This window comes from Polymorphum gilvum SL003B-26A1 (genome assembly GCF_000192745.1).
GTDB classification, from domain to species: domain Bacteria; phylum Pseudomonadota; class Alphaproteobacteria; order Rhizobiales; family Stappiaceae; genus Polymorphum; species Polymorphum gilvum.
Genome location: NC_015259.1, coordinates 2,600,086 through 2,626,278, shown reverse-complemented (window position 1 = coordinate 2,626,278; position 26,193 = coordinate 2,600,086). Strand labels below are relative to the sequence as shown.

Here is a 26,193-nt window from a genome sequence, read left to right as displayed (position 1 = left end):
TTCGCCCGAGGAGGCACCACGATGAAAAGCAATCGCGAACTCACCGTTTCGCGGGCCATGGCGGAGGCCATCGCCCAGGAAATGCGCACCGACCCGTCCGTTTTCGTCATGGGCGAGGACATCGGCACCTACGGCGGCATCTTCGGCGCCACCGCCGGCCTGCTCGACGAGTTCGGGGAAGAGCGGGTGCGCGACACCCCGATCTCGGAGACCGGATTCATCGGCGCCGCCGTCGGCGCCGCGATGGCCGGCATGCGGCCGATCGCCGAACTGATGTTCGTCGACTTCTATGGCGTGTGCATGGACTCCATCTCCAATCTGGCCGCAAAAAACATCTATTTTTCAGGCGGTAACTGCAAGGTGCCGATGGTGCTGATGACCGCCACGGGCGGCGGCTACAACGACGCCGGCCAGCATTCGCAGGCCCTGCACGCGACCTTCGCCCACCTGCCGGGCCTGAAGGTTGTCGCGCCCTCCAACGCCTACGATGCCAAGGGATTGATGATCTCGGCGATCCGCGACGACAGCCCGGTGATCTACATGTTCCACAAGGGGCTTCAGGGCCTTGCCTGGATGAACTGGCCGCAGTCGGCGGCCGCGATCGTGCCGGAGGACGCCTATGCGATTCCCTTCGGCGAGGCCAAGGTGCTGCGCGAGGGCAGGGACGTCACCATCGTCGCGATCTCGATGATGGTGCACAGGGCGATGGAGGCGGCCGAGGCGCTCGCCGCCGACGGCATCGATGCGGAGGTGATCGACCTGCGCACGCTGGTGCCGCTCGACCGCAAGACGGTGGTGGAGTCGGTACGCAAGACCGGGCGCCTGGTCGTCGTCGACGAGGATTACTCCAGCTACGGCCTGACCGCCGAGGTGATCGCCTCGGTCGTGGAGACCGACATATCCCTGCTCAAGGCAGCACCCCGTCGGGTCGCCTATCCGGATATCCCTATCCCCTACAGCCGGCCGATGGAAGACTTCGCCCTGCCCAATGCGGACAAGATCGGCGCGGCCGTCCGCCAAACGCTCGGAAAGGCGGCGTAGGATCATGGTCGATATCGTCATTCCGCCCGGCCTGTGGGACACGGGCAAGACGCCGGAAGGCATCGTCGCCAACTGGTTCTACCGATCGGGCAGCGCGGTGGAGGAAGGCGACACCGTGGCCGAGCTGATGGTCGAGAAGACCAGCTACGACATCGTCGCCCCGGCGTCCGGCACGCTGACCGTCACGGTTCCCAAGGACGGCGTGGTGACGCCGGGATCGGTGATCGGGACGGTCGGCTAGGACGAACAGGGAGCCGAAGGGGCCCGATGGAGACGACGGCAAGAAGGTTGCACCGGCCGGAGGTCGGCGCGGTGCCGGCCCCTATCCTGGTCGAGACGGAGCCCCTCGACGCCAGACGGAGGTTCGACGACCTGTCCGTCTTGTCCGAAACCGTCGCGCAGGGTAGTCAGTCGCCCTGCGTCGTGCTGTGGCGGACGGCACAGGCGCTGTCGGTCACCCGGTCGGAGGCTCGTCTGCCCGCATTTGCCGAGGCCCTGGAACGGCTTGACCTCGCGGGCTGGCCCATCGTCGTGCGGCGCGGCGGCGGCAGCGCCTTTCCGATCGGACCGGGCACGCTGCAGGTCTCGCTGCTGACCCGCAAGGGCGTGCCGGACGTCGATTTCGACCGGCTCTACGATCGTCTCGCCGGCCTGGTCCGGCAGGGGCTGGCGAATCTGGGCATGCCGTCGCGGGTCGGCGAGATCGCGAACGCCTTCTGCCGGGGACGCTACGACATTTCGGTCGACGGACGGAAAGTCGCCGGCCTGTCCCAGGCCTGGGGCGGTAAGGGTGCGGTCGTTGCGGAAGCTTCGATCCTGATCGCTGCGGACGTCCGCGGCGGCGCCGAGGCGGTCAATCGGTTCCACGCGCTGGCTGGGTCCGACCTGCGCTGCGATCCGCAGGCGTCAGCTTCTCTCGTGCAGCTGGCCGGGATCGCTGCGGAGACCGCCGTGGATGCCTTGCTCGCGGCGGCCAAGCCGATTGCCGAGGACTGGGCAGCGGACCTGGCGCTGCCGAATCGTTAGGAGATCCAGCCGGTCGCCCGTTCAGGCGGGTCGATGGCGGCGGCGGACCCGCGCGTCGCGGCCGGGCAGGGCGAGCGCCGCATCGCCGCGCGGCGCGCGTGCGACCACCTTGCCTGCGGACACGACGGCAAGGCGGGCGGGGCGCAGGCGCAGGGCCTCGACGGGGTCGCCTGCGTCCAGAACCACCAGCGAGGCCCTGTCGCCGGGCGCAAGGCCGTAACCGTCCAGGCCGAGGATGCGGGCGTTGTCGAGCGTCACCATGTCGAAGCAGCGGCGCATCTCGGCCGGATGGGTCATCTGGGCGACGTGCAGGCCCATGAAGGCGACGTCCAGCATGTCGGCGGTGCCGAGCGAGTACCACGGATCCAAAACGCAGTCCTGGCCCCAGCCGACCGTGATGCCGTGGGCCTGCATCTCCTTCACCCGCGTCAGGCCGCGCCGCTTCGGATAGGTGTCGTGCCGGCCCTGAAGCGTGATGTTGATCAGCGGGTTCGGGATCGCCGCCACCTCCGCCTCGGCGATCAGGGGCAGCAGCTTGGAGACATAGTAGTTGTCCATCGAGTGCATCGAGGTCAGGTGACTGCCGGCGGCTCGACCCTGCAGCCCGAGTCGCTGCACCTCGAAGGCCAGCGTCTCGACGTGCCGGCTGAGAGGGTCGTCGGTCTCGTCGCAATGCAGGTCGATGCGTAGGCCCCGCTCGGCGGCGATCTCGCACAGGTCGCGCACGGAGGCGCGGCCCTCCTCCATCGTGCGTTCGAAATGCGGGATGCCGCCGACCACGTCGACGCCTCTGTCGAGCGCCCGGATCAGGTTCGCCCGTCCGGTCGGCGTGCGGTAGAGGCCGTCCTGGGGGAAGGCGACCAATTGCAGGTCGAGATAGGGTGCGACGCGGCGCTTCACCTCCAGCAGGGCCTCGACCCCGCGCAGATGGTCGGGCGTAGTGTCGACATGGCTGCGGATGGCGAGCAGGCCCATGCTGACGGCCCAGTCGCAATAGGCCAGGGCGCGTTCGACCAGGTCGTCGACCGTCGCGAGCTCGCGCAACTCGCCCCACAGCGCAATGCCCTCCAGCAGCGTTCCCGATGCATTGACGCGCGGGGTGCCGTAGCTCAGCACCGCATCCATGTGAAAATGCGGATCGACGAACGGCGGGCTGACGAGATCGCCCGCGGCGTCGATCACCTCGCCGGCCTCGGCGCCGTCGAGGCGCCCGACCGCCGCGATGCGCTCGCCCCGGATGCCGATGTCGGCGACGGTGCCATCGGGCAGCGTGCCGCCGCGGACGAGAAGATCGAACATCACCGCTCTCCCTTGTTGAATGGCACCATCAGGGCCGCCGGCACCTCGGCCCGGCGCGACATCAGGATGAGTGCGAGAATCGAAAGCAGGAACGGCAGCATCAGGAAGATCTGGTAGGGGATGCCGGCGCCGATGGCGGTCTGCTGCAGGCGGATCTGGAACGCGTCGAAGGCGGCGAACAGCAACGCGCCGAGCGCTGCCTTGCCTGGCCGCCAGGCGCCGAAGACGACCAGCGCGATGCAGATCCAGCCGCGCCCGTTGACCATCTCGAAGAAGAAGGAATTGAACGCGCTCATGGTCAGGAAGGCGCCGCCGACGGCCATCAGGCCGGACCCGACGACGACGGCGCCGAGGCGAAGCCCGGTCACCGACAGGCCCTGGGCCGCCACTGCGGCCGGGTTCTCGCCCGCCGCGCGCAAGGCGAGGCCGAGCGGCGTGCGATAGAGCACCAGCGACACCAGAGCGGCGCAGGCAAAGGCGAGATAGGTCAGCGGCGTCTGTGCGAACAGGGCAGGGCCGACGAGCGGGATCTCGGACAGCAGCGGAACGGGCAACGGCGCGAAGGGGTCGATCTTCGGCGGTGTCGTCACCCGCGGCAGCGCGAGCCGGTAGGCGAAATAGGTCGCGGACGTGGCCAGCAGCGTGATGCCGAGGCCGACGACATGCTGCGACAGGCCGAAGGGGACGGTCAGCACGCCGTGCAGCAGGCCGAACGCCATGCCGGCCAGCATGGCCACCGCGACGCCGGTCCACAGGTCGGCGCCGGACCAGACCGCGATCCAGCCGGCGAAGGCGCCGACGACCATGATGCCCTCGATGCCGAGGTTGAGCACGCCCGCCCGTTCGCAGATGAGTTCGCCCATGGTGGCAAACAAAAGCGGCGAGGCGATGCGCACCACCGCGACCCAGAAGCTGGCCGAAAGCAGGATATCGACTATCTCGGTCATCGCCACTTCACCCGCATCCTGGTCAGTCCGATCGCGAGAACCATCGTCAGCAGCGCCACGGCAAGCAGGATGTCGGCGATGTAGGTCGGCACGCCGGCGGCCCGGCTCATCGAATCGGAGCCGACGAAGACACCCGCCACGAACAACGCGGCAGCAACGACTCCGAGCGGGTGGAGCAGGGCCAGCATGGCGACGATGACGCCTGTGTAACCGAAGCCGGGCGACAGGTTGAGCGTCAGGTTGCCCTTGAGGCCGGAAACCTCGGAAAATCCAGCGAGGGCGGCAAGACCTCCCGACAGCAGCGCCGTCTTGACGATCACGCGGTTGACCGGGATGCCGGCGAATTCCGCCGCCCGCCGGTTCAGCCCGACCGCGCGCATCTCGTAGCCGAGCGTCGTGCGCGCCTGGATCAGCCATACCGTTGCCGCGGCGATTAGGGCAAGGGCGAAGCCCCAATGCAGACGTAGCTCCTCGACGATGCGTGGCAGGCGCGCCTCCGCAACCAACCGCCTGGATTGCGGCCAGCCCATGCCCATTGGATCCTTGAGCGGCCCTTCCAGCAGCAGCGAGACAATCAGCAGCACGACGAAATTGAGCAGCAGTGTCGTCACCACCTCGTCGACGCCGAGCCGGATCTTCAAAAGCGCGGGGCCGAGCAGGACAAGCGCGCCGGCCAGCATGGCCGAAATACCCATGGCCGGAAGCAGCAGCGGCATCGGCCAGGCGAGGAGGCCGGTGCCGAGCACGACCGCCATGACAGCGCCGGCGTAGAGCTGGGCTTCGGCACCGATGTTCCAAAGCTTGGCGCGGAAGGCGACCGCGACGGCGAGCCCGGTGAAGATCAGCGGCGTCGCACGGTTCAGGGTTTCCAGCAGAGCGAAGCGAGACCCGAAGGCGCCCTTGACGATGAGGCCGAGGGTGGCGAAGGGATCTGCCCCCGCGGCCATCGCGAGCGCGGAGCCGATCGCCACGGTAGCGGCGAGCGCGAGCGCGGGCAGACCCAGGCGTCGTGCGAGCGAGGGATTGGCGATCGGCTCAAGCCGCATGCTCGAACCCTTCTCCCGCCATCCAGCGGCCGAGGTCGGCCGGGCTCATGGTGCCGCGGGAAAATGCCGGCGACAGGCGCCCCTCGCTGATGACGTGGATGACGTCGGACAAGGCCATGATCTCGTCCAGGTCTTCCGAAATGAGCAGGACGGCGGCGCCCATCGCCCGCGCGGCGAGCAGTCGTTCCTGGATATAGGTGACCGCACCGATGTCGAGGCCGCGCACGGGCTGGTTGGCGAGGATGATCCTGGGATGGGGCGCCAGCACGCGGCCGAGGATCAGCTTCTGCATGTTGCCGCCCGACAGCAGGCGGATGCGGATGTCCGGTCCGGGGCAGCGCACGTCGAACTCCGCGATCAGCCGGTGCGCGAAGGCGTCGGCCGCGCCATGGTTCATCCAGCCGCGCCGCGAGAAGGGAGGCTTGTCGTAGGCCTCCAGGATGGCGTTCTCGGCCAGGGTGAAATCGGCGATGGTGCCCGTCTTGTGGCGGTCTTCCGGGATGCGCCCGATGCCCATGGCGAGCGCGGTCCGCGGCGTCCATTCGCCGTCGACGCCGCGGATGTGGCCGGAGGAAGGGCGCAGCACGCCCGAAACCAGGTCCGCCAGCGGGGACTGGCCGTTGCCGGCCACGCCGGCGAGGCCGGTGATCTGGCCCGCCCGAAGCTCCAGGGAAAGGCCTTTCAGGCCGACGGCTGTGCCTTTTGCTTGGGTGTAGACGTCCTCGAGCGCCAGAAGCACCTCGCCCGGCGCCTGGGGCGCGACGGCCGGAGCGACGATCTCGGCCCCGACCATCATCTCGGCGAGACGGTGGCGGTCGGTGTCGGCGGTCGGACAGGCGCCGGTGACGCGGCCATGGCGCAGCACGACGACCCGGTCCGCCACCGCCATGACCTCGTGCAGCTTGTGGGTGATGAAGATCACCGCCAGGCCGCGCGCGATCGCCTGCTTGAGCGTGGCGAACAGAGCAGCGGATTCCTGTGGCGTCAGAACCGCCGTCGGCTCGTCGAGGATCAGGATGCGCGCGTCGCGATAGAGCGCCTTGAGGATCTCGACCCGCTGGCGCTCGCCGACCGTCAGGCTGCCGACCGGCGCATGGAGATGCACCGCGAGGCCGAAATCGCGTGACAACGCGGCGATCCTGGCATGCGCCTGTGCGCGTGCCAGGCCCGGCCGCCAGAGCGGCACCGTGCCGAGCAGGATGTTCTCGGCGACGGTCAGGCTGTCGGCCAGCGTGAAATGCTGGTGCACCATGCCGACGCCGGCGGCCAGCGCCACACGCGGATTGCCGGGCGGCAGGGCGCGACCGAACACCTCGACGGAGCCGGAATCGGCCGTGTACTGGCCGAAGAGGATGTTCATCAGTGTCGTCTTGCCGGCGCCGTTCTCGCCGAGAAGCGCCACCACCTCGCCGGCACGCAGCGTCAGGCTGATGTCGTCGTTGGCAAGAACGGGACCGAAACGCTTGGTGATGCCGTCGAGGCGCAGGACGACCTGCGCCTCCTGGTGTTCGGTCATGGCCGCGGTCCGTCAGGAGGACTTGGGCTCGTCGTCGTTGATCGCGACCACGAAGCTTCCGCTGCGGATGGCGGCTTCGCGTTCGGCGACGAGTTTCAGCGCCGCTTCGGGCACCTTGCCCTCGAAGGTACCGAGCGGCGCCAGCGAGCAGCCGCCGTGAATCATTTGCGAATAGACGCCGTAGTCCTCGGCCTTGAAGGTGCCGGCCTTGACCGCGGCGACGGCGCGGTCGAGCGTCGGTTCGAAATGCCACAGCGCAGAGGCGACCACCGTGTCGGGATAGTCCGCCTGGGTGTCGATGACGTTGCCGATCGCCAGCACGCCCTTTTCCTTGGCTGCATCCGAGACGCCGAAACGCTCAGCATACATGACGTCGGCACCCGCTTCGATCATGCCGAAGGCGGTTTCCTTGGCGCGCGGGGGATCGAACCAGGAGCCGATGAAGCTGACCTGGAAACGGATGTCCGGCCGGATCTCGCGCGCGCCGGCCATGAAGGCGTGCATCAGACGGTTGACCTCGGGAATCGGAAAGCCGCCGACCATGCCGATGCTTCCGGATTTCGTCATGGCGCCAGCAATGATTCCAGAGAGATAGGCGGCGTCCTGGATGTAGTTGTCGAAGACGGAGAAATTGGCGAGCGCCGGATCCTCCTTGAACGACGAGCCCATCAGCATGGCCACGTTGGGATATTCGGCAGCGACCTCGCGCGCCTCCTGTTCGACGCCGAACACCTCGCCGACGAGCATCTGCACGCCGCCTTCGGCGTATTCGCGCATGACGCGGGCGTAGTCGGTGTTCGAGACGTTCTCCGAGAAGGTGTATTCGATCTCGCCGCGCGCGACCGCCGCCTCCGCCGCCTTGTGGATCCGGCTGACCCACTGCTGCTCGACCGGCACCGTGTAGATGCCGGCGACCTTGAGCGGCTCCGCGGCCAGGAGGCGGCTCGGCGCCAGGCCGGCAACCAGGGCTGCGGCGGCGCCGCTGGCAAGCAGGCGCCGGCGGCTTACTGGGCAGGTCTTGATCATGCTGGAGGTCCCCGTTGCTGAAGGTTTTATCAATTGGTCAAAAGTTGCCATGCTTCCATGGAAACGCAAAGCGTTTCGTCGCCACTAAGCAGAAGCCATGCCAACTTTCCGGGGAGTTCGGTTGCTGGAGGTGAGCGGATCGTCTCCGGCGATCCGGTCCAACGGCCTTTCGTCCAGGCGACATCGATCCCACCCGGTCAGGACGGACCTGTCTGAATCACCGGACCGGAAATCACGGACGGACTCGGCGGTCAGGACTGGGCCTTGGCGAAGTCGTCCAGGATGCGGCGGCCGGAGCGGGCGAGGGCGGCCAGTTCGGCCGGCTGCGGCGCGTCGACGAGCTCGCCGCCGCGCTTGCGCGGCCTGCCGGCGATCAGCACGGTGTCGACATTGACCACCCCGGCGTGGAACAGGATCGAGGCGGCGGGATCGACGACAGGGTGCATGTTGAGCTTGCGGCTGTCGAGCAGGACGATGTCGGCCTGCTTGCCCGGACTGAGCGAGCCGATCCGGTCGTCGAGGCCCAGCATACGCGCGCCCTCGATCGTCGACCAGCGCAGCGCCTCCCGGCTCGGTACGGTGATGCTGTCAGGGCAACTGCCCCTGTCGTGCAGCGACACAAGGTTGTCCGCGTGGCGGGCCGCCTGCAGGGCGACGCGGGTGACGGCGAACATGTCGCCGGCCATCGAACTCTCGATGTCCGAACCGAGCGAGAGCCGCCCGCCGATCTTGCGCAGCCGCGTGGTCAGCGGATCGCCGAAACCCATCTGTAGCTCGACTTCGGGCGTCAGGGTGAAGCTGACGTCGTGGTCGACCAGCAGTTTCAACCGGTCATCGTCGAGCACATTGCCATGGACGACGTTGATGCGTGGACCGAGCAGGCCGAGCGCGGCAAGGCGCTCGAAGCCGTCCTCGGTCAGCAGCTTGCCGCTGACATGCATGGAGGCGGTCAGGTCCAGGTCGCGGGCGAGACGAAAGTCCGCGTCGCAGACGTCCCACACGCTGAGCTGCGGCCCGAGGATCGCGAGGCCCAGGGTCACCAGCGCGTCGTCGGAGGCGAGGCGCCCGCCGCGCAGGCGGTGTACCTCGCCGGCCGGCATCGGCACTTGCGAGAAATGCTTCTGTCCCGGTTTCGGATCGGGCTTCGGCGAGCCGTGCAGGAAGACGGCCCTGATGCCGGCGTCGGTCAGTCCGTCGATCGCCGCGTCGGTATGGTCCGGCGTCGGGTTGTTGTGGCACCAGTCGGCGATGGTCGTGGTGCCGGAGGCGATCTGGTTGAGCGCGCCGAAATAATTGGCGACGCGGATGTCGTCGGGGCGGAAGTGGCCGGCGAGACCGGCGTGCATCGCGCGCAGGTATTGCGCGATGGTCCAGTCGGCGGCGATGCCGCGCAATGCCGTCTGCCAGGTGTGGATGTGGGCATTGACGAAGCCGGGCATCGCCAGCATGCCGGCGCCTTCGATCACCTCGGCACCCTCTGGCGCCGCGATATCGGGCGCGACCGCCGCGATCCGGTCGTTCTCGATCAGGACGGATCCGCGCTGCAGGTCGCCGATCCGTTCATCCATGGTCACGACGATCGCATCGCGGATCAGGGTCGTCGACATGCGGCCTCCTCACAACAGCATGAGCGCGATCCCGGGCATCAGGATCAGCAGAATGGTGAACAGGGTCATGGTCAGCACATAGGGCGCGACGCCGGCGAAGATGTCGCCGAGCGTCGCGTAGCCGTCGGGCAAGGATCCCTTGACGACGAACACCGAAAGGCCAAAGGGCGGCGTTAAGAGGCCGATCTCGACGGCGATGATGGTGACGATGCCGAACCAGACCGGATCGCCGCCGAACGCGGTGACGACCGGCAAGGCGATCGGGATGACGATCAGCAGGATCGAGACGGAATCGAGGATCATCCCGAGCAGAATGACCAGCAGCATGTACGCGAGGCAGAAGCCGATCAGCGACAGGTCGAGCGAGCCGATGAACAGGGTCATATGATTGGGGATCGACGACAACGCCAGCATGCGCGAGTAGAGGCTTGCCGCGACAATCAGGAACAGGATGCTGGCGGTTATGTAGCCTGTCTCCAGCACGACGGTCTTCGTCATGGCCCAGTTCAGCTTGCGCCGCGCAGCGGCGATAGCGAAGGCGCCGAGGGCGCCGATGGCCCCGGCTTCCGTCGGGCTGAAGACGCCGCCGTAGATGCCGCCCATGACGAGCAGGATCAGGAAAGCGACGGGTGTCAAACTGCGAGCAATCTCGCGTCCCGTCATCCTCTCGCCCGCCAGGTCGGGCTGCGGGTTGCCGACGAAATCCTTCGCAAAGGTGACCAGGGTTGCGTTCAGGATTCCGAAGCAGACTGCCAGTAGCACGCCCGGCACGATGGCGGCGATGAACAGCGCTCCAACCGATGTCTCGGCGATGAGCCCGTAGATGATCAGCAGGAGGCTCGGCGGTATGAGCATTCCGAGAACCGACGAGCCCGCGACGACGCCGACGGCGAAACGGCGGCTGTAGCCGGCGTCCACCATCGGCGGCACGGCGATGCGGCTGAACACGGCCGCCGAGGCGATCGAGGATCCGGTGATAGCGGCGAAGATGGCGTTGGCCGCGACGGTCGCGTTGGCAAGGCCGCCGCGCACCCGCTGCAGCAGGTGGACGGCGACCCGGAAGGAATCGCGGCCCACGTCGGCGCGGTCGAGGATCAGCCCCATCATGACGAACAGCGGCACGACCCCGAATTCGAACGATCGCACCGTGCCGGAGGCGGCCAGACCCATCGCGTTGTCGGCGATGGAGAAGTTGCTGCGGATGGCCCAGATCGCCACGAAGGACATGCCAATCAGCGCGAAGGCGACCGGCATGCCGCAGGCAACCAGCGTGAAGAGGCCAGCAAAGGCAAGGAAGCCGATCTGGACGCGGGTCAACTCGCCATGGGTGAGAACGAGCGCGAAGGCGATGGCGACGAGCAGGAACAGCGCCAGGCCTATCAGGCCGTTCCGGCGCAGGGCTCCCCTCGAAAGCACCCGCACCAGGGTCGCGGCATGCAGGGCCAGGACCCGGAGGGCTTCCGCAAGGGCCACAAGCGCGCCTACGGCAGTCACCACCTTGAACGGCCACAGCGGCATCTGGAACGCCCCGACTGCGCCCGTGTATTCTGACCCGGTCCATGCCTTCATCGCATCCCTTGAGAGCCAGTTCAGGATGCCGAGCAGCAGCAGCACGGCCAAAGCGAAGAAGAACACCTTGGCCCCTTCGGCCAGGATGGGACGCTCGCGCTCCCATCCGCCCATGACGAAGTCGGTGGCGATCATCTTGCCTTTGCGGATTGCCGCGCCAAGCTGGCAGAAGATGCAGGCCACGATCGAATAGGCGACGAACTCCGAAACGCCGTTGAGCGGCAGTGAGAAGAACTTGCGCAGCATGACGTCGGCGAAGATGAGCAGCATGAAGCTTGCCACCACCGTCGACGCGGCGGCCGTCAGGCCGAAGGAACAGGCCGCAAGGATGCGGTCGGTCCCGTTCCAGAAGCGGCGTGCGCCCGAAACGGCGGGGGTCTCAGCATTGGTCGTCATGGAAGGTGCGCATGGGTCCGGGGGCCTGAGTTCAGTAAGACGTCGTGCCCCCGGCGCTTTGTCCGGGGGCACGACGGATGGTATCCGGCCCTAGAGGTTGGCAGCCCAGTCGCGCAGCGGCTCGGCGCCTTCGGCCCGAACCGTTTCCATGAACGCCTTCATGATCTCGCGAGCGGGTGCGCCCGTCGCTTCGGTCGCCTCGGCCCAGATGGCGCCGAGGTCGGGCAGGCGGTCCACCCATTCCTGCTTCTGCGCCTGGGGCATGTCGGTGACCGTCGCGCCCTCCTTGGCGAAGGCCTCGAACACCTGCTTCTCCCGCTCGACGATGAGGCGGGCGTTTTCCGTCGAGTATTCGGCGCCCAGTTCGGCGATCACCTGCTGCACGTCCTCCGGAAGCGACTCGAAGGTGGTGGTGTTGATGCCGAAGCCGCCGAAGGTGAGGGGGCCGGTGTCGACGCGCGTGACGTAGGGCGCTACCTCATGAAGTTTGAGCGGATAGGCGCCGGTCGCGATCAGCAGGACACCGTCGCCGACGCCGGTCTGGGTCTGGCTGTACATCTGCGGGATGCCGGTGGCGACCAGCGAGGCACCAAGCGGTTCGATCCACGGAGCCAGGGTCGCGCCGCCGAGAATCTTCAGGCCCTGCAGGTCGGCAAGCGACTCGATCGGTTTCTTCGTGAACAGGCTGTAGCCGTCTGATACGCAGGAGCCGAAGAAGGTGATGTTGTAACGCGACCATTCCTCCTTCATGGCGGGCTGTTCTGCGTTCAGCTTGTTCATCGTGTTGATCGCTTGCGCGACCGTCTGGGTCGCAAAGGGCGTCATGTACATGATGTTCTGCAGCGGCAGGGACGCCGGCTCGAACAGCGAACCGATCCAGCCCATGTCGGTAAGCTGGCTGGTCACGGCTTCCAGCGTTTCATTGAAGTTGTAGAGCGTTCCGCCGAACGCCTCGGTCCAGTCGATGCGGAATTCCGAGCCGCGTTGCTCCAGCAGCGCATTGGACTTGTCGACGATCACGGTCTTCAGCGGCGACACCCAGGGAATGGTCAGGGGGTGGCTCGATGCAATCGTCAGGGGTATGGTCTTCTGTGCGAATGCCCGCCCGGCGCCCAGGATGGGAAGCGCGGTCGCGGATATGATCGCTGAGACAGCGGTTCTCCGGCTAATCATCATGTGAAGTTCCTCCCAGAAGGTGTAGTTTCATCTTCCTCCGCAGATGTGCCAATGCTCCTCGCCCTGAATTGGCTAATCCACTATGAGGGTGTCTAGCAACTCCGTCAAGTTCGCTCGTTCCGCTTCGTGCGGCGATCATGGCCGCCTCATCCGCGCCGCGGCAGCGGCGCGGATGAGGCGGACCGAGACCGGGTCAATCGAAATTGTTCGGCCTGCCTTTGCGCACATAGTCCACGACTGAGGCGATGCCCTTACGGGTGTGGATCGCCTTCTTCTTGGCGACGTGGCCGAACATCTGGATTCCGAAGCCGCCGTCGAGGTCGTTGACGATCCGCTGCTTCCACGGGCGACGGACGATCTGGGTGGTGAGGCGGCGCGTCGTGCGCGGCTGGGTCATGATGTGATCGGCGATCTTGTAGGCCCGGGCGATGAGTTGATCGCGCGGCAGAACCTCGTTGACCATGCCCCATTCCAGAGCCTGCTGCGGCGTGATGGCCTGGCCGGTCAGCAGCGCATAGGCGGCGCGCTTCACGCCGAGCAGTTCCTGGAAGCAGTTGTGAATGCCGTCGGCGGGGCACGAGCCGATGTCGTAGTGCAGGTCGAAGATGGTCGCGTCGTCGGCCGCCAGCGAGATGTCGCACATCAGCACGATCTCGGAATGGAAGCCGGGACCGTTCATGATGCCGATCGTCGGAATCTCCAGATCGTTGATCAGTGAGCTGACGTTGATCCGCCCGTCCTTGTAGGCATATTCGTACGCCCAGTACTCCATGTCCTCTTCCTCGAGGGCAAAGCCATCGGGGTCGGAATCCATCATGAACTCCTCGCCGGAGCCGGTCAGGATCAGGATCTCGTTTTCCGGGTCCGCGCCGATGACCTTGAGCATCTGGCCGAGCGCCCGGTGGTTCTCGACGCTGAGCTGGATCGGGCCGCCGAGCGTATGGGCCTCGACGAGCAGCACGCCGTCGTCGCGCCGGGTCATCTTGAAGAAGTCCTGGAAGGTCTCCTTGTAGTCTTCGAACTTGGGAGTGGGGACGAACTTCTGAAGGGACACTGTTTCCTCCTGTTGTCGATAGGGCTGCCGGATTCCTGGCCGAACCGGCCCGTTTACTGCGGTTTGATCTCCATCCCGGCAGACTCCGCCTGAACCTGGAACAGGGACAGGAAGTCGTCGTCGCGGTGGCCGCGGCCGATGGCGTTCTGGATGAGCTGCATTACGCTGGCACCGAGCGGCATGGGCATCTCCTGCTGGCGGGCGATCGCCAGGCCGAGGTCGAAATCCTTGCGCAACAGTTCCGTCGTGAACGTCGGCGTCCAGTCGAGCGAGAGCATGTCCGGGGTACGCTTGCGCACCCAGTCGGTTGCCAGCACCGTGTTGTTGAGGAAGTCGAGGAACGCCGCGCGCGGCACGCCGGATTTTTCGGCAAGTGCTGTCACTTCGCTCAGGGACTGCACGAGCATGCCGAGATAGAGATTGTGGCAGATCTTGACCACGCGCGCCTGCTCGGCCTCGCCGACCCAGACGGAGGTCTTGCCGATGGTGTCGAGATAGGGCCGGACCGTGTCGTAGGTCGCCTTCGGACCCGAAGCCATCAGGATCGACAGGCCCTCGGCGACGACGTGCGGGTTGCCGCTGATCGGCGAGGCGAGGAAGCCGACGCCCTTCGCCTCGACCGCCTGACGGACCTTGGCCGAGGCTTCGGCGCTGACCGAGGAGCAATCGACGATGATTCGCGGCAGCGTCGACGCGGATAGCAGCCCGCCGTCGCCGGTGACGACCTGCTCCAGATCCTTCGGCGTCGACACCATGATGAAGACGATGTCGACTGCGGCGAGGCCGTGGATGGTGTCGGCGACCCTGGCGCCGGCCGCAGCCAGGTCGTCCGTCTTGGAGCGGGTGCGGTTCCAGACAGTGACCGGATGGCCGGCATCGATCAGGCGGCGCGCCATCGCGGAGCCCATCCGTCCGGTGCCGAGCCAGCCGAGGGAAAGCGTCGAGGTCATCTCAGGTATCCTTTGTCGCTGTTGATCTGTCAGCCAAGGGTCAGACGGGCGCATATTCGCCGGGCGCGACCTCGAGGGAAGGGGCCTGTGGGGCCGGATCCGCCTGGCCGAGACCGGACCAGACGGCGTCGATGATGTGCTGCGTGCTGAGCCCGTACTTGCGGAACAGCGGCGGCGCGGTCCGCGCGCCTTCGGCGAAGGTGTCGCGCAGCCCGATGCGGCGCAGCGGACAACCGACGCCCGCCTCGGCCATCGCTTCGGCCACCGCCGACCCCAGGCCGCCGATGATCGAATGGTTCTCAGCGGTCACGACCAGCCGCGCTGCGCGTGCGGCCTCAAGGACGGTCGCCTGGTCGAGCGGCTTGATCACCGGGACGTTGACCACCCTGGTCCCGATCCCGCAGGCCTCGAGCACCTCGGCGGCGGCGAGCGCGGACGACAGCATCATGCCATTGGCGATCAGCGCGACGTCCCGGCCGCCGGTCAGCACCTGCGCCTTGTCCAGCGAGAAGGTGTGGTCCTCGTCGAAGATGACCGGAATCTCGCCCCGCTTGAGCCGGAGATAGACGGGGCCGGGGATATCCACGAGGACCGGCAGAGCCTTGCGGATCTCGACCGCATCCGCGACATCGATCACCGTCATGTTCGGAATCGCCCGCATCAGGGCAACATCCTCGATCGCCTGATGGCTGGGGCCGCCCGGGCTGGAGACGCCCGGCATGAAGCCGACGATGCGCACCGGCAGGTTGGGATAGGCGACGGAATTTACGATCTGGTCGAGCGGCCGACGGGTCGAGAACACGCCGAACGAATGCACGAAGGGGATGTGGCCGCAGCGCGCCAGCGCGCCGGCCATCGAGACCATGTTGGCCTCGGCCATGCCGGCATGGATGAAGCGGTCGGGGAAGGTGTCCTGGAACAGGTCGATCTCGCACTGGCGCGTCAGGTCGCCGGTGATGCAGACGATCTCCCTGCGCTCGGCAGCGAGATCGACCAGCGCCTGGCCGTAGGGCTTGAGAACGGTCGGATAGGGGCGGTTACGCAAGGCGAGCCTCCAGTTCCGCAATGGCCGCTTCGGCGAGGTCGGCGGGCAGCTTGATGAAATGGCCGTCGGCGGCTTCGGGTAGCACCGACAGGCCGTGGACGGTGGAGGTTCGGCCGATCACGACAGCGGGCCTGTCTGCCGCGATCGCCTGGGCGAGGGCCGCGTCGACGGCTTCCGCGTCATGGCCGTCGACGTCGAACGCCGCCCAGCCGAAACTTTCCCACTTTGCCGCGATCGGCTCGATGGTGGTGATCGAGGATACCGGTCCGTCAACCTGGGAATCGTTGGCGTCCAGCAGCACGACGATATTGTCGAGCCGGTTGTGCGCGGCAAACATGGCCGCCTCCCAAAGCTGGCCTTCCTGCAGCTCGCCGTCGCTGACGAGCACGAACACATTGGCTTTCGGCTCGTTGCGAAGCCGCTGCGACAGGGCGAAACCGAGCGCACCGGACAGGCCCATGCCGAGCGATCCGCCGGTCAGATCGACCGCAGGCGACTTTTCGGTGCCGATTGCCTCCAGGACTGAGCCGTCGTGGCCGTAGGTTTCAAGGGCCGCTTCGTCGAGTAGGCCGACTTCTGCGGCCGCTGCGAAAGCTGCGATGATATAATGGCCTGGGGAGATGACGATCCTGTCGGTTCCGGGCCGATAATGGCTGGCATAGAGAGCAGCGAACAGTTCCGCCGAGGACAGGACCTGGCCGAGATAGCCGAAGCCGTGCGGAGCGACCATCCTGACGGCGCGCAGCCGCAACCGGTCCGCGAGGCGGCCGAGGGTCGTATTCGGAATCATGATGTCCTCCCAGACAAAGTGGACTAGCCACTTTGGAATTTGATACCGGTAGCACCCACGTCTGTCAATCCAATTCAATCGGTATAGGGCCCTGTCGGGAGGACCGTATCGGCGTGGCGCCCCCTGTTTCTCGCGCTACCTGCGATATATTTTCGAAACTTTTGATTTTATGAAGCAGAGCAGTAACATTCAAACCAGTCAGGTGAGGGTAGTTTGTCCGTATTGGCGGTAATCGTGTGAAGCGGATACGAATAATGCCAATAATTAATTTTGATTAGTTGGCTGTTTGGTGAAAATACAGGGGCACCTGAGTGGAGAGGTGCATCCGGCCGAAGATCTGATTTCAAAATGTACCGGCGAGACGGTGTTCTGGGTGTCGCGCGAAGATCCGAAAGGACGAGCGGTCGGCTCATCTGGGAGGGATGATGCGTTTCGGCGCCGTTTCCTGCGCCGGAAGCCGGATTGACAGGGTTCGGGACAGGACTGTAGGCACGATCATTGCGGAGAAAGTTACGTCGAGGTTTTACATGGCACGCTCCAAGTTGCTGTCAGATACGTGTGTCTGGAACTCCCTGGCCGAAATCCCGTTGGAACGGACCGGGAGTGTGCCGCTCGTAGCCGAGGACGTCGCTTCCCAGATCCAGGACTTCATCATCGCCCAGAACCTGTCGGAGGGCAGCCGTCTGCCGTCCGAACGCGATCTGGCTAAGATACTTAGCACCAGTCGGCCGACCGTCAGCCAGGCGATCCGAATCCTCGTGGTCAAGGGCCTGATCCAGTCCCGGCGCGGGTCGGGGAGTTATGTGACCCGGCGGCCGCAGGAAAGCCTCGCCGCTTCCGTGAACCTGATGCTCGATCTTGACCGGGACTCCGTTCACCACCTGAACGACCTGCGTCTGTGGCTGGAGACGATGGGGATCGTCCAGGCCATCGAACGGGGTACGGACGCGGAAATCGCCGAAGGCGAGGCGGCGCTGGAGGTCCTCAAGGACAGCATTGGCGACATTTCGGCCTGGATGAGCGCGGACACCCATTTCCACGCGACCCTCGTACGCGCGTCGCACAACCCCTATCTGGCGTCGATCTTCGAAAGCGTGCACGCAACGCTGATCGAGTACGAGTACCGGGCCTGGGTCGACAAGGGCACGGTGCCGAAATGGCTCCGCAAGACCGAGGCCGCCGCCGTGACCGCCCTGCATGAGCCCATTCTCCAGGCGTTCAAGGAGCGCAACGAGGAGGCCGGGCGCATCGCCGTCCTGCACCACCACTATGTCATGGCCCAGCACCTGATCGCCAGCCACGCACAATAGACCGCTTCCGTAACCCTCCATACCGCCTGCCGAGACGCGTAGGCCGCGTGGAGAAATTCGTCGACGCGCTGATGTGGACGTTGATACCGGTCTTCGTGGTCGCCAAGGGCGCGAACCTTCTCGAGATCGGCTGCGGGGATGGCGCCCTGGCGACGCGTCTCGCCTGCGAAGGCGCGCTTGGTTACGGGGCTGGACGTCTCGCCCGTCATGCTCGCCGCCGCCCGGAGCCGCGCCGACGCTGCCAGTGTCGATCTCGCTCCGGTCGAGGGCACCATTCAGCCGCCGGACCAAGCGGTCGAACGTGGCGCAGAGCGTGAACTGTCCGACGGAACAGACGCGCACCGTTAGCGCTGACGGTGCGCCGATTTCAGCCGCAATGAGACACTCGCGGTCTCTCGTTTATCGACGTCAGAGCCAGGAGGAAAGCCGGTACGGCACGGCCGTGTTCGTTTGCATCGCAAATCCCTGTCGCGGTGCTATTGCGCGGCGCCGTCCGGAGTGGGCTCTTCTCGTCACAGGAGCCGCTGGTGGCCACACCCATCTCCATCTCCATCGGCCGCTCGACGGCAAAGCCGATCCTCTCGCGCAGAAGATCAGCCTCGGGCGTCTCCCCCACGAGCGCGCAGGTTCATCATGTTTCGGCTATCGGTGATCCTTCGAATGAGGAGTTGGTCTCGGCAGCCGGACCCTGCCAGAAAGCACCGATGACCACCGCGTAACCTAGCTTCATCACCACAACGACAACCACCACCACCATCACTACCGCAACCACCACCGCGGGAGACCATCGGTCGGCAGGACGAATCGGAATCTCAGCCAATCGGCGCAAGGGCTTGACCTGGCACCTGAAGCGCTTGTCGATCACGCCGATTTGATCGTCCCCTCCGGGGAGCAGCAAGACGGGCGCCGCGAAACGACGGCATGCTTGAACGTGAGCCCAGCTGCGGGGCGATCCCGCATCCGACGACGCCGGAGGCAGGCTTGCGGAGCAGCAATTCGCCCGCTTTATCAAGTGTCTCGACACGTGCATGGGTCCTAGGAAACGCGTCTGCGGGTCGCTTTGAAGCTTGCACGCACCAGATACATAAGTAATATTTCACTCGCCTGGTCGGATCTTAGGACAGATTGAAGATTCAGGTCGGCATGAGAGGAATAATAATTCCTCCATAGCCATTTTGGGGAACAAAAAATCAAGGCAAGCCGGTCGAAATGGCCGGCTCCAACAGTAAACGAAGGAGTTTTTCGATGACCCTTGGCTTCATGCGGTCCGGCCGACTGCGTCGTACCACAGCTGCTCTGCTGGCCAGCGCTGCTCTTGCTCTGACCCTTGTTCCGGCGGAAGCCAAAACTTTGCGTTGGGCGCGCGTGGGCGACGCACTCACCCTTGACCCGCATTCCGCCAACGAGGGCCCGACGTCCACCCTGCTGCACCATATCTATGAAACGCTGGTGACCCGCGCCAACGACGGCAGTCTGGAGCCCGGCTTGGCGACCGAGTGGTCGATCCATCCGGACGATCCGAGCGTCTGGGTGTTCAAGCTGCGCGAGGGCGTGAAGTTCCACGACGGCGCCGACTTTACCGCCGAGGACGTGGTCTTCTCGATGGAACGCGTGCGCAAGGAAAGCTCCGACTTCAAGGGCCTGCATTCGGCCGTCGTCGGAGCCGAGGTCGTCGACAATTATACTGTCCACATCAAGATGAGCGGGCCGTCGCCGCTTTACGTCCAGAACCTCACCAACTTCTTCATCATGGACAAGGGCTGGGCAGAGGCCAACGGTGTGGAGACCCCGCAGGACTTCAAGGCCGGCGAGGAAAAATATACCGTCCGTAACACCAACGGCACGGGCCCCTATACGCTCGTGTCGCGCGACCCGGAAGTGCGCACGGTGCTGGCGCTCAACCCGAACCACTGGGCCCAGCCGCCGCAGGTGACGGAGATCATCTATACCCCGATCAAGGAAGCCGCGACGCGCGTTGCCGCGCTGCTGTCGGGCGAGGTCGACTTCGTCCAGGACGTGCCCGTTCAGGACATCTCCCGCCTGGAGCAGACCGCCGGCGTGAAGGTCACCACAGGGCCCGAAAACCGCTCGATCTTCTTCGCCTATGACATGGGATCGGACACGCTGAAATCGGTCAGCACCGGCGACAACCCGTTCAAGAAGGCCGAGGTCCGCGAGGCCTTCGCCCTGGCGCTCGATCGTGACGCGATCATGAAGGTCGTCATGCGCGGCCAGTCCCAGCCCTCGGGCGTGGCCATGCCGCCGTTCGTCAACGGCTGGACCGAGGCGCTCCATGCCTATGGAGATCCGGACTACGACAAGGCCAAGGGCCTGCTGGCCGAAGCCGGCTATCCGGACGGCTTCTCGGTCGATTTTCACTGCCCGAACGACCGCTATCTCAACGACGAGGCGATCTGCCAGGCCTATGTCGGCATGCTCGGCCGCATCGGCGTGAAGGCCAACCTGGTGTCGCAGTCGCGTACCATCCACTTCCCGGCGATCCAGAACCGCGAAGTGGACTTCTACCTGCTCGGTTGGGGCGTGCCGACCTTCGATTCGGCCTATGTGTTCGACTTCTTGGTGCATTCGCAGGAAGACGCGCGCGGCGGCTGGAACGGGTCGCGCTACAACAACCCGGAGGTCGATGCGATGATCAAGTCGCTGGCGACCGAGACCGATCTCGAGAAGCGCAATGCCACGATTGCGGCGATCTGGGACAAGGTTCAGGCGGACCGCGTCCTGCTGGCCGTGCACAACCAGTTGCTGGCCTATGCGGTGAAGGACGGCATCAGCCTGGACGTCCATCCGGAGAACCAGCCGAAGATGACCACGGTCACCTTCGACTGAGCCCGTCCAGATCGATCGCCGGAGGCCCTGACGAGGGGCCTCCGGCCTTGCCGGATATGCCTGCATGATTGCCTACATCCTTCGGCGGCTGGCCCAGTCCGTGCTGGTCATGCTGGTCGTCGCGCTCGTGTCTTTCTCACTATTCCGCTACGTCGGCGACCCGGTCGCGACCATGATGGGCCAGGAGGCCAGCGTTGCCGACCGCGAGGCGTTGCGCGAGCGACTGGGTCTGAACGACCCGGTGATCGTCCAGTTCGGCACATTCATCGTGCGCGCCGCCCAGGGCAATTTCGGCGTCTCCTATCGGCTGCAGCAGCCGGTCCTGGAACTGATCCTGTCGCGCCTGCCGGCAACGCTGGAACTGGCTTTGATTTCAGGTGGGATCGCCTTCGTGTTCGGCGTCGCACTCGGCGTCTACACGGCCCTCAACCGACGCGGCTGGCTGTCGAACGTGATCATGACCACCTCCCTGATCGGCGTCTCCCTGCCAACGTTCCTGATCGGCGTGCTGCTGATCTGGATCTTCGCGGTCGAGCTGCAGTGGCTGCCGAGTTTCGGCAGGGGCGAGACTGTCGATATCGGGCCTTGGCGGACGGGCTTGCTGACGGCCTCCGGGCGCGCATCGCTGGTGTTGCCGGCAATCACGCTCGGCCTTTACCAGATGACGCTGATCATGCGTCTGGTCCGCGCCGAGATGCTGGAGGTCCTTCGCACCGATTACATCAAGTTCGCCCGGGCGCGTGGGCTGCCCAACCGCATGGTGAATTTCGGGCATGCCCTGAAGAACACCCTGGTTCCGGTGATCACCATCACCGGTCTGCAGCTCGGCTCGATCATTGCGTTCGCCATCATCACCGAGACGGTGTTCCAGTGGCCGGGCGTCGGGGCGCTGTTCATCAATTCGGTCCAGTTCGTCGACGTGCCGGTGATGGCCGCCTACCTGATGTTGATCGCGCTGATCTTCGTGCTGATCAACCTGATCGTCGACCTGCTTTATTACGCCGTCGACCCGCGCCTGCGCGTCGACCGTGCCGGCGCGAGGCACTGAGCCGATGCCGGCCGCCGCCGCCCGTTGCCGCCGTCTGCCGTTCGCCGCGCGTCGCGCGTCGGGTCGGGCACGGCCGCTGACTGGAGACAGACCATGACGCGCCTTGCCCGCCTGTGGGACAGCGACATCGCCTATTCCTTCCGCCATTCGCCGGTCGCCGTCGTCGCCGCGCTGGTAGCAATAGTGATCATTCTGGCCGCAGCCCTGGCGCCCTGGATCGCGCCCTACAACCCCTTCGATCCCGCCAGCCTGAACCTGATGGACGGTTTCACGCCGCCGGGACAGCCCAACCAGTTTACCGGCAACATCTATCTACTCGGCACCGACAACCAGGGCCGCGACATCCTGTCGACCATCCTCTACGGAGCGCGGATCTCGCTGTTCGTCGGCTTTGCCTCGGTGCTGTTCGCCATGGTCCTCGGCATCGGTTTCGGCCTGGCCGCCGGATGGCGCGGCGGCTGGGTCGACAGCCTGCTGATGCGCATCGCCGACGTACAGCTGTCGTTTCCCTCCATCCTGATCGCGCTGCTGATCTTCGGTGTCGCCCGCGGCTTCATCCCGCCGAGCATGCGGGAGGAAGTGGCGATCTGGGTTCTCATCGTTTCCATAGGCCTGTCCGACTGGGTCCAGTACGCTCGTGTCGTGCGCGGCGCGGCAATGGTGGAGAAGAACAAGGAATACGTCCAGGCGGCGCGCGTCATCGGCGTTCATCCCGGCCGGATCGTGCTGACCCATATCCTGCCGAACGTGCTGGGGCCGGTCTTGGTGATCGCCACCATCGGCCTGGCGCTGGCCATCATTGCCGAGGCGACGCTGTCCTTCCTCGGCGTCGGCGTGCCGCCGACGCAGCCCTCTCTCGGCACCCTGATTCGCATCGGGCAGGGCTTCCTGTTCTCCGGCGAGTGGTGGATCCTGCTGTTTCCCGCCATCGCCCTGCTGGCGCTGGCGCTGTCGGTCAACCTCTTGGGCGACTGGCTGCGCGACGCCCTCAACCCGCGTCTGAGGTAAGCCATGGCCGAGGTGCTGCTGTCCGTCCGCGACCTCGTGGTGGAGTTTCCCACCCGGCGGGGCACTCTGACCGCCATCGATCGGGTTTCGTTCGACATCCATGCCGGCGAAGTACTCGGCGTAGTTGGTGAATCGGGCGCGGGCAAGTCCCTGACCGGCGCGGCCATCATCGGCCTGCTGGAGCCTCCCGGGCGCATCGCCGGCGGCGAGGTCCGCCTGCGCGGCGAACGCATCGACACGCTGTCGCCCGAGGCGATGCGGCGTATTCGCGGCCGGCGCATCGGCATGGTGTTCCAGGATCCACTTACTAGCCTCAATCCGCTCTACACGATTTCCCGGCAACTGACCGAGACCATCCTGGCGCATCTCGATGTCAGCAAGGCGGAGGCCCGAAGCCGGGCCATCGTGCTGCTCGAAAGGGTCGGCATTCCTGCAGCGGCCCGGCGCATCGACGATTATCCGCATCACTTCTCCGGCGGCATGCGCCAGCGCGTGGTGATCGCGCTTGCGCTCGCAGCCGAACCCGAGCTGGTCATCGCCGACGAGCCGACAACGGCGCTCGACGTCTCCGTGCAGGCCCAGATCATCGACCTCATCAAGGAGATATGCGCGGAGCGGGGCGCTGCGGTCATGTTGATCACCCACGACATGGGCGTGATCGCCGAGACCGCTGACCGGGTCGCGGTCCTCTATGCCGGGCGCCTGGCCGAGATCGGGCCAGTCCATGACGTGATCATGCGGGCCGAGCATCCCTATACCCGCGGCCTGATGGGATCCATCCCGACCCTGACGCAGGATGCCGAGCGCCTGGTCCAGATCCCCGGCGCCATGCCCCGGCTGACCGCGATTCCGCCCGGCTGTGCCTTCAATCCCCGATGCGTCGAGGCATTCGAGCGCTGCCGAGTGGACCGACCCGATCCGATCGAGCGCGGCCACGGCCGGCAGGTCGCCTGCTGGCTCTACGACAAGGAGACAGTCGATGGCTGAGCCGCTCGTGCGGGTGGAAAACCTGTGGCGCCGCTTCGACGTGTCGAAGCCCTGGCTGAACCGTGTGATCGAGGGTGAGCCACGCCAGCATCTCACTGCCGTCGCAGGTGTGACCTTCGAGATCAACCGCGGCGAGACCTTCGCCTTGGTGGGCGAATCCGGATCGGGCAAGTCGACCATCGCCAAGATGGTGGTCGGCCTGATCCCGGCCTCGGAGGGACACATCTACTGCGAGGGTCACGAGATGGTCGGCACCAGCGGCGCCGCCATGCGGGCGCTGCGCCGACGCTTCCAGATGATCTTCCAGGATCCGTTCGCCAGTCTCAATCCGCGCTGGCGGGTTGGCGACATCATCGCCGAACCGATCCGGACCTTCGGCCTGGCATCGGGGGCGGAGGTCACGAAGCGGGTCGGCGACCTTCTCGACACGGTCGGCCTGTCGGCAAGGGATGCGGAGAAGTTCCCGCACGAATTCTCCGGCGGCCAGCGCCAGCGCATTGCCATCGCCCGGGCGCTGTCGTCAAGGCCGGAATTCATCGTCTGCGACGAGCCGACCTCGGCTCTCGACGTTTCGGTCCAGGCGCAGATCCTCAATCTGATGCGCGACCTTCAGGACGAACTGGGGCTGACCTATCTCTTCATCAGCCATGACCTGTCGGTGGTGCGCCACATGGCCAACCGGATCGGCGTCCTCTATCTCGGGCGCCTGGTCGAGGTGTCGGAGGGCAAGGCCCTGTTCCGTACTCCGCAGCATCCCTACACGCGCATGCTGCTGGAAGCGGTGCCCGATCTGGCGATGTCCGGGCGCCGACGCAAGCCCGTCGAGGGGGAGATCCCCAATCCGATCAATCCGCCGCCGGGCTGCGCCTTCCATCCGCGCTGTCCGATCGCGGTGGAGCGGTGCAGGCTCGAGATGCCGCCGGAGATCCGCACTCCGATCGGCCGGGCGGCCTGCTTCCAACTGGAAGACCTGCACGCCGAACCGGCGTGAACGCAACGGACGCTTGAGCAGGGCCGCGCCTCAGAGCCTGTAGGCCTGTTTCGCAAGCCGGTAGGCGAGGTCTTCGGCGACGTCAAAGGCCTCGTCTTCATGAAGCCGTCCGGTGTCGACCAGCGTGGCGAGATAGGCGCAGTCCACCCGCCGCGCCACGTCGTGGCGGGCCGGGATGGAACAGAAGGCGCGGGTGTCGTCGTTGAAGCCGACGGTGTTGTAGAAGCCGGCGGTCTCCGTGGTCATCTCCCGGAACCGGCGCATGCCCTCGGGGCTGTCGTGGAACCACCAGGCCGGACCGAGTTTCAGGGCTGGATAGACGCCGGCGAGCGGGGCGAGTTCGCGGGCGTATGTTGTTTCGTCGAGCGTGAAGACGATGATCGTCAACTCGCGTTCCAGGCCGACGGCGTCGAGCAGCGGCTTCAGGGCGCGGACATAGTCGGTGCGCGTCGGGATGTCGAAGCCCTTGTCTCGCCCGAAGGTGGCCATGATCGGGTCGGAGTGGTTGCGGAAGCTGCCCGGGTGGATCTGCAGCACGAGGCCGTCCTCGAGGCTCATGCGCGCCATCTCGGTCAGCATGTGTCCCCGGAAGGCGTCGGCTTCCTCCGCAGAGCAGGTTCCTCGCAGGGCTTTGTGGAAGAGAGCGGCGGCCTCGCCCTGCGGCAGATTCTCCGTGCGGGCGGTGGCATGGCCGTGATCGCTGGAGGTCGCCCCGAATTCTTTGAAATAGGCGCGCCGGATGCGGTGGGCCAGGAGATAGCCTTCCCAGGTGGTGGCGTCTTCGCCGGTCAGGGCACCGAGCCGTTCGACGTTCTGAGCGAATCCGGCAACCTCAGGATCGATCACGGCATCCGGGCGATAGGCCGTGATCACGCGGCCGTGCCAGCCGCTGTCGCGGATCATGCGATGCCAGCGCAGGTCGTCGAGCGGGCTTTCCGTCGTGGCGATGACCTCGATGTTGAAGCGCTCGAACAGCGCACGCGGGGTGAAGTCCGGTTTCGTCAGGCAGTCGGCGATGTGGTCGTAGGTGTCATCCGCAGTCGCCGCCGAAATCCGGGTCGTCAGGCCGAACACGGTCTCGAAGGCATGATCGAGCCACAGGCGGGACGGAGTGGCGCGGAAGAGGTGGTAGTTCTCCGCAAACAGGCGCCAGATCGTGCGGCCGTCGGTCTCGACACGGCCGCCGTCGGCGCGCGTCACGCCGAGGCTTTCCAGGGTGATTCCCTGGGAAAACAGCATCCGGAACACGTAATGGTCCGGGGTGATGAAGAGCTGGGCAGGGTCGGAGAACGGCTCGTTCTCCGCGTACCAGCGCGGATCGGTGTGACCGTGCGGGCTGACGATCGGCAGGCCCGCAACGGTCTGATACAGCGCGCGGGCAATGTCGCGCGTCCGCGGATCAGTGGGAAACAGCCTGTCAGGGGTCAGCAAAGCCACGACGAACCTCCCCAAATGTCGATTGGCGATTGGTCTTCCAATTGCCGCGCCCGCGTAATATTCTAGCATACGATTTA

Annotated in this window: 23 protein-coding genes; 9 read left to right on the top strand and 14 right to left on the bottom strand. The window is 65.7% G+C overall.

The window, feature by feature from the left end:
* The first annotated feature begins 21 nt into the window (after window positions 1–21).
* From SL003B_RS12435 to SL003B_RS12425, 3 genes are all read left to right on the top strand, one after another.
* The gene (locus SL003B_RS12435; RefSeq protein WP_013653202.1) at window positions 22–1,041 is read left to right on the top strand and encodes an alpha-ketoacid dehydrogenase subunit beta; all 1,020 of its coding nucleotides are present in this window, start codon (window positions 22–24) and stop codon (window positions 1,039–1,041) included.
* A gap of 4 nt (window positions 1,042–1,045) precedes the next feature.
* Complete coding sequence (locus SL003B_RS12430; protein ID WP_013653201.1) at window positions 1,046–1,282, top strand: biotin/lipoyl-containing protein; 237 nt, start codon at window positions 1,046–1,048, stop codon at window positions 1,280–1,282.
* A 71-nt stretch (window positions 1,283–1,353) separates the two neighbouring features.
* A complete protein-coding gene (locus tag SL003B_RS12425) occupies window positions 1,354–2,067 on the top strand; it encodes a lipoate--protein ligase family protein (protein WP_148259297.1) in 714 nt (237 codons plus the stop codon).
* 21 nt (window positions 2,068–2,088) lie between these two features.
* Here the strand turns inward: SL003B_RS12425 and SL003B_RS12420 are convergent, their stop codons facing one another.
* The 12 genes from SL003B_RS12420 to SL003B_RS12365 all read right to left on the bottom strand — a co-directional run bounded on the left by SL003B_RS12420 (window position 2,089) and on the right by SL003B_RS12365 (window position 16,488).
* Window positions 2,089–3,366 carry an amidohydrolase family protein gene (locus SL003B_RS12420; protein ID WP_013653199.1) on the bottom strand — a complete coding sequence of 426 codons (1,278 nt, stop codon included), beginning with the start codon at window positions 3,364–3,366 and terminating at the stop codon, window positions 2,089–2,091.
* Window positions 3,366–4,313, bottom strand: coding sequence for an ABC transporter permease (locus SL003B_RS12415; protein WP_041375520.1), 948 nt, complete (start codon window positions 4,311–4,313; stop codon window positions 3,366–3,368). The genes SL003B_RS12420 and SL003B_RS12415 overlap by 1 nt, the downstream gene beginning before the upstream one ends.
* Window positions 4,310–5,359, bottom strand: coding sequence for an ABC transporter permease (locus SL003B_RS12410; protein ID WP_013653197.1), 1,050 nt, complete (start codon window positions 5,357–5,359; stop codon window positions 4,310–4,312). Before SL003B_RS12410 ends, SL003B_RS12415 begins: the two co-directional genes overlap by 4 nt.
* Entirely contained in the window at window positions 5,349–6,875 is a 1,527-nt protein-coding gene (locus SL003B_RS12405) for an ABC transporter ATP-binding protein (protein WP_013653196.1), read from the bottom strand. The genes SL003B_RS12410 and SL003B_RS12405 overlap by 11 nt, the downstream gene beginning before the upstream one ends.
* A 12-nt stretch (window positions 6,876–6,887) precedes the next feature.
* Complete coding sequence (locus SL003B_RS12400; protein WP_013653195.1) at window positions 6,888–7,901, bottom strand: BMP family protein; 1,014 nt, start codon at window positions 7,899–7,901, stop codon at window positions 6,888–6,890.
* Window positions 7,902–8,152: 251 nt separating this feature from the next.
* Complete coding sequence (locus SL003B_RS12395; protein WP_013653194.1) at window positions 8,153–9,508, bottom strand: amidohydrolase family protein; 1,356 nt, start codon at window positions 9,506–9,508, stop codon at window positions 8,153–8,155.
* 9 nt (window positions 9,509–9,517) lie between these two features.
* Window positions 9,518–11,473, bottom strand: coding sequence for a TRAP transporter large permease subunit (locus SL003B_RS12390; RefSeq protein WP_013653193.1), 1,956 nt, complete (start codon window positions 11,471–11,473; stop codon window positions 9,518–9,520).
* Between the two features lie 90 nt (window positions 11,474–11,563).
* On the bottom strand, window positions 11,564–12,649 hold the full coding sequence (locus tag SL003B_RS12385; protein WP_013653192.1) for a C4-dicarboxylate TRAP transporter substrate-binding protein: 1,086 nt from the start codon (window positions 12,647–12,649) through the stop codon (window positions 11,564–11,566).
* 193 nt (window positions 12,650–12,842) lie between these two features.
* Window positions 12,843–13,703, bottom strand: coding sequence for an enoyl-CoA hydratase/isomerase family protein (locus SL003B_RS12380; protein ID WP_013653191.1), 861 nt, complete (start codon window positions 13,701–13,703; stop codon window positions 12,843–12,845).
* A gap of 53 nt (window positions 13,704–13,756) precedes the next feature.
* Window positions 13,757–14,707 carry an NAD(P)-dependent oxidoreductase gene (locus SL003B_RS12375; RefSeq protein ID WP_083812087.1) on the bottom strand — a complete coding sequence of 317 codons (951 nt, stop codon included), beginning with the start codon at window positions 14,705–14,707 and terminating at the stop codon, window positions 13,757–13,759.
* Window positions 14,694–15,698 carry a transketolase family protein gene (locus tag SL003B_RS12370; RefSeq protein WP_013653189.1) on the bottom strand — a complete coding sequence of 335 codons (1,005 nt, stop codon included), beginning with the start codon at window positions 15,696–15,698 and terminating at the stop codon, window positions 14,694–14,696. The genes SL003B_RS12375 and SL003B_RS12370 overlap by 14 nt, the downstream gene beginning before the upstream one ends.
* Window positions 15,691–16,488 (bottom strand): 1-deoxy-D-xylulose-5-phosphate synthase N-terminal domain-containing protein, encoded by a 798-nt coding sequence (locus SL003B_RS12365; protein WP_013653188.1) that lies wholly within the window; start codon window positions 16,486–16,488, stop codon window positions 15,691–15,693. Before SL003B_RS12365 ends, SL003B_RS12370 begins: the two co-directional genes overlap by 8 nt.
* Before the next feature lie 605 nt (window positions 16,489–17,093).
* On the opposite strand from SL003B_RS12365, the gene SL003B_RS12360 reads away from it, so the two are divergent.
* On the top strand, window positions 17,094–17,798 hold the full coding sequence (locus SL003B_RS12360) for a FadR/GntR family transcriptional regulator (protein WP_013653187.1): 705 nt from the start codon (window positions 17,094–17,096) through the stop codon (window positions 17,796–17,798).
* 631 nt (window positions 17,799–18,429) lie between these two features.
* Here SL003B_RS12360 and SL003B_RS23545 read toward each other — a convergent pair.
* Window positions 18,430–18,663, bottom strand: a complete 234-nt coding sequence (locus SL003B_RS23545; protein WP_013653186.1) for a hypothetical protein — start codon at window positions 18,661–18,663, stop codon at window positions 18,430–18,432.
* A 380-nt stretch (window positions 18,664–19,043) separates the two neighbouring features.
* On the opposite strand from SL003B_RS23545, the gene SL003B_RS12350 reads away from it, so the two are divergent.
* From SL003B_RS12350 to SL003B_RS12330, 5 genes are all read left to right on the top strand, one after another.
* Window positions 19,044–20,645, top strand: a complete 1,602-nt coding sequence (locus SL003B_RS12350; RefSeq protein WP_242390245.1) for an ABC transporter substrate-binding protein — start codon at window positions 19,044–19,046, stop codon at window positions 20,643–20,645.
* 64 nt (window positions 20,646–20,709) lie between these two features.
* Window positions 20,710–21,693: an ABC transporter permease gene (locus tag SL003B_RS12345; protein WP_013653183.1), complete on the top strand. Its 984-nt coding sequence runs from the start codon at window positions 20,710–20,712 to the stop codon at window positions 21,691–21,693.
* Window positions 21,694–21,786: 93 nt separating this feature from the next.
* Window positions 21,787–22,701 carry an ABC transporter permease gene (locus tag SL003B_RS12340; protein WP_013653182.1) on the top strand — a complete coding sequence of 305 codons (915 nt, stop codon included), beginning with the start codon at window positions 21,787–21,789 and terminating at the stop codon, window positions 22,699–22,701.
* Between the two features lie 3 nt (window positions 22,702–22,704).
* The gene (locus tag SL003B_RS12335; RefSeq protein ID WP_013653181.1) at window positions 22,705–23,688 is read left to right on the top strand and encodes an ABC transporter ATP-binding protein; all 984 of its coding nucleotides are present in this window, start codon (window positions 22,705–22,707) and stop codon (window positions 23,686–23,688) included.
* On the top strand, window positions 23,681–24,679 hold the full coding sequence (locus SL003B_RS12330) for an ABC transporter ATP-binding protein (RefSeq protein ID WP_013653180.1): 999 nt from the start codon (window positions 23,681–23,683) through the stop codon (window positions 24,677–24,679). The genes SL003B_RS12335 and SL003B_RS12330 overlap by 8 nt, the downstream gene beginning before the upstream one ends.
* A gap of 30 nt (window positions 24,680–24,709) precedes the next feature.
* Here SL003B_RS12330 and uxaC read toward each other — a convergent pair whose 3' ends face one another.
* Window positions 24,710–26,116, bottom strand: coding sequence for a glucuronate isomerase (gene uxaC / locus SL003B_RS12325; RefSeq protein WP_013653179.1), 1,407 nt, complete (start codon window positions 26,114–26,116; stop codon window positions 24,710–24,712).
* Window positions 26,117–26,193: the final 77 nt, after the last annotated feature.

What these genes read in the sequence shown, in the direction of transcription:
- SL003B_RS12365 (WP_013653188.1), bottom strand. Translation starts at nt 16,488, where the DNA reads ATGATTCCGAATACGACCCTCGGCCGCCTCGCGGACCGGTTGCGGCTG.
- SL003B_RS12435 (WP_013653202.1), top strand. Translation starts at nt 22, where the DNA reads ATGAAAAGCAATCGCGAACTCACCGTTTCGCGGGCCATGGCGGAGGCC.
- SL003B_RS12395 (WP_013653194.1), bottom strand. Translation starts at nt 9,508, where the DNA reads ATGTCGACGACCCTGATCCGCGATGCGATCGTCGTGACCATGGATGAA.
- SL003B_RS12415 (WP_041375520.1), bottom strand. Translation starts at nt 4,313, where the DNA reads ATGACCGAGATAGTCGATATCCTGCTTTCGGCCAGCTTCTGGGTCGCG.
- SL003B_RS12375 (WP_083812087.1), bottom strand. Translation starts at nt 14,707, where the DNA reads ATGCGCCCGTCTGACCCTTGGCTGACAGATCAACAGCGACAAAGGATA.
- SL003B_RS12330 (WP_013653180.1), top strand. Translation starts at nt 23,681, where the DNA reads ATGGCTGAGCCGCTCGTGCGGGTGGAAAACCTGTGGCGCCGCTTCGAC.
- SL003B_RS12410 (WP_013653197.1), bottom strand. Translation starts at nt 5,359, where the DNA reads ATGCGGCTTGAGCCGATCGCCAATCCCTCGCTCGCACGACGCCTGGGT.
- SL003B_RS12345 (WP_013653183.1), top strand. Translation starts at nt 20,710, where the DNA reads ATGATTGCCTACATCCTTCGGCGGCTGGCCCAGTCCGTGCTGGTCATG.
- SL003B_RS12430 (WP_013653201.1), top strand. Translation starts at nt 1,046, where the DNA reads ATGGTCGATATCGTCATTCCGCCCGGCCTGTGGGACACGGGCAAGACG.
- SL003B_RS12400 (WP_013653195.1), bottom strand. Translation starts at nt 7,901, where the DNA reads ATGATCAAGACCTGCCCAGTAAGCCGCCGGCGCCTGCTTGCCAGCGGC.
- SL003B_RS12335 (WP_013653181.1), top strand. Translation starts at nt 22,705, where the DNA reads ATGGCCGAGGTGCTGCTGTCCGTCCGCGACCTCGTGGTGGAGTTTCCC.
- SL003B_RS12340 (WP_013653182.1), top strand. Translation starts at nt 21,787, where the DNA reads ATGACGCGCCTTGCCCGCCTGTGGGACAGCGACATCGCCTATTCCTTC.
- SL003B_RS12390 (WP_013653193.1), bottom strand. Translation starts at nt 11,473, where the DNA reads ATGACGACCAATGCTGAGACCCCCGCCGTTTCGGGCGCACGCCGCTTC.
- SL003B_RS12385 (WP_013653192.1), bottom strand. Translation starts at nt 12,649, where the DNA reads ATGATGATTAGCCGGAGAACCGCTGTCTCAGCGATCATATCCGCGACC.
- SL003B_RS12420 (WP_013653199.1), bottom strand. Translation starts at nt 3,366, where the DNA reads ATGTTCGATCTTCTCGTCCGCGGCGGCACGCTGCCCGATGGCACCGTC.
- SL003B_RS12350 (WP_242390245.1), top strand. Translation starts at nt 19,044, where the DNA reads ATGACCCTTGGCTTCATGCGGTCCGGCCGACTGCGTCGTACCACAGCT.
- SL003B_RS12405 (WP_013653196.1), bottom strand. Translation starts at nt 6,875, where the DNA reads ATGACCGAACACCAGGAGGCGCAGGTCGTCCTGCGCCTCGACGGCATC.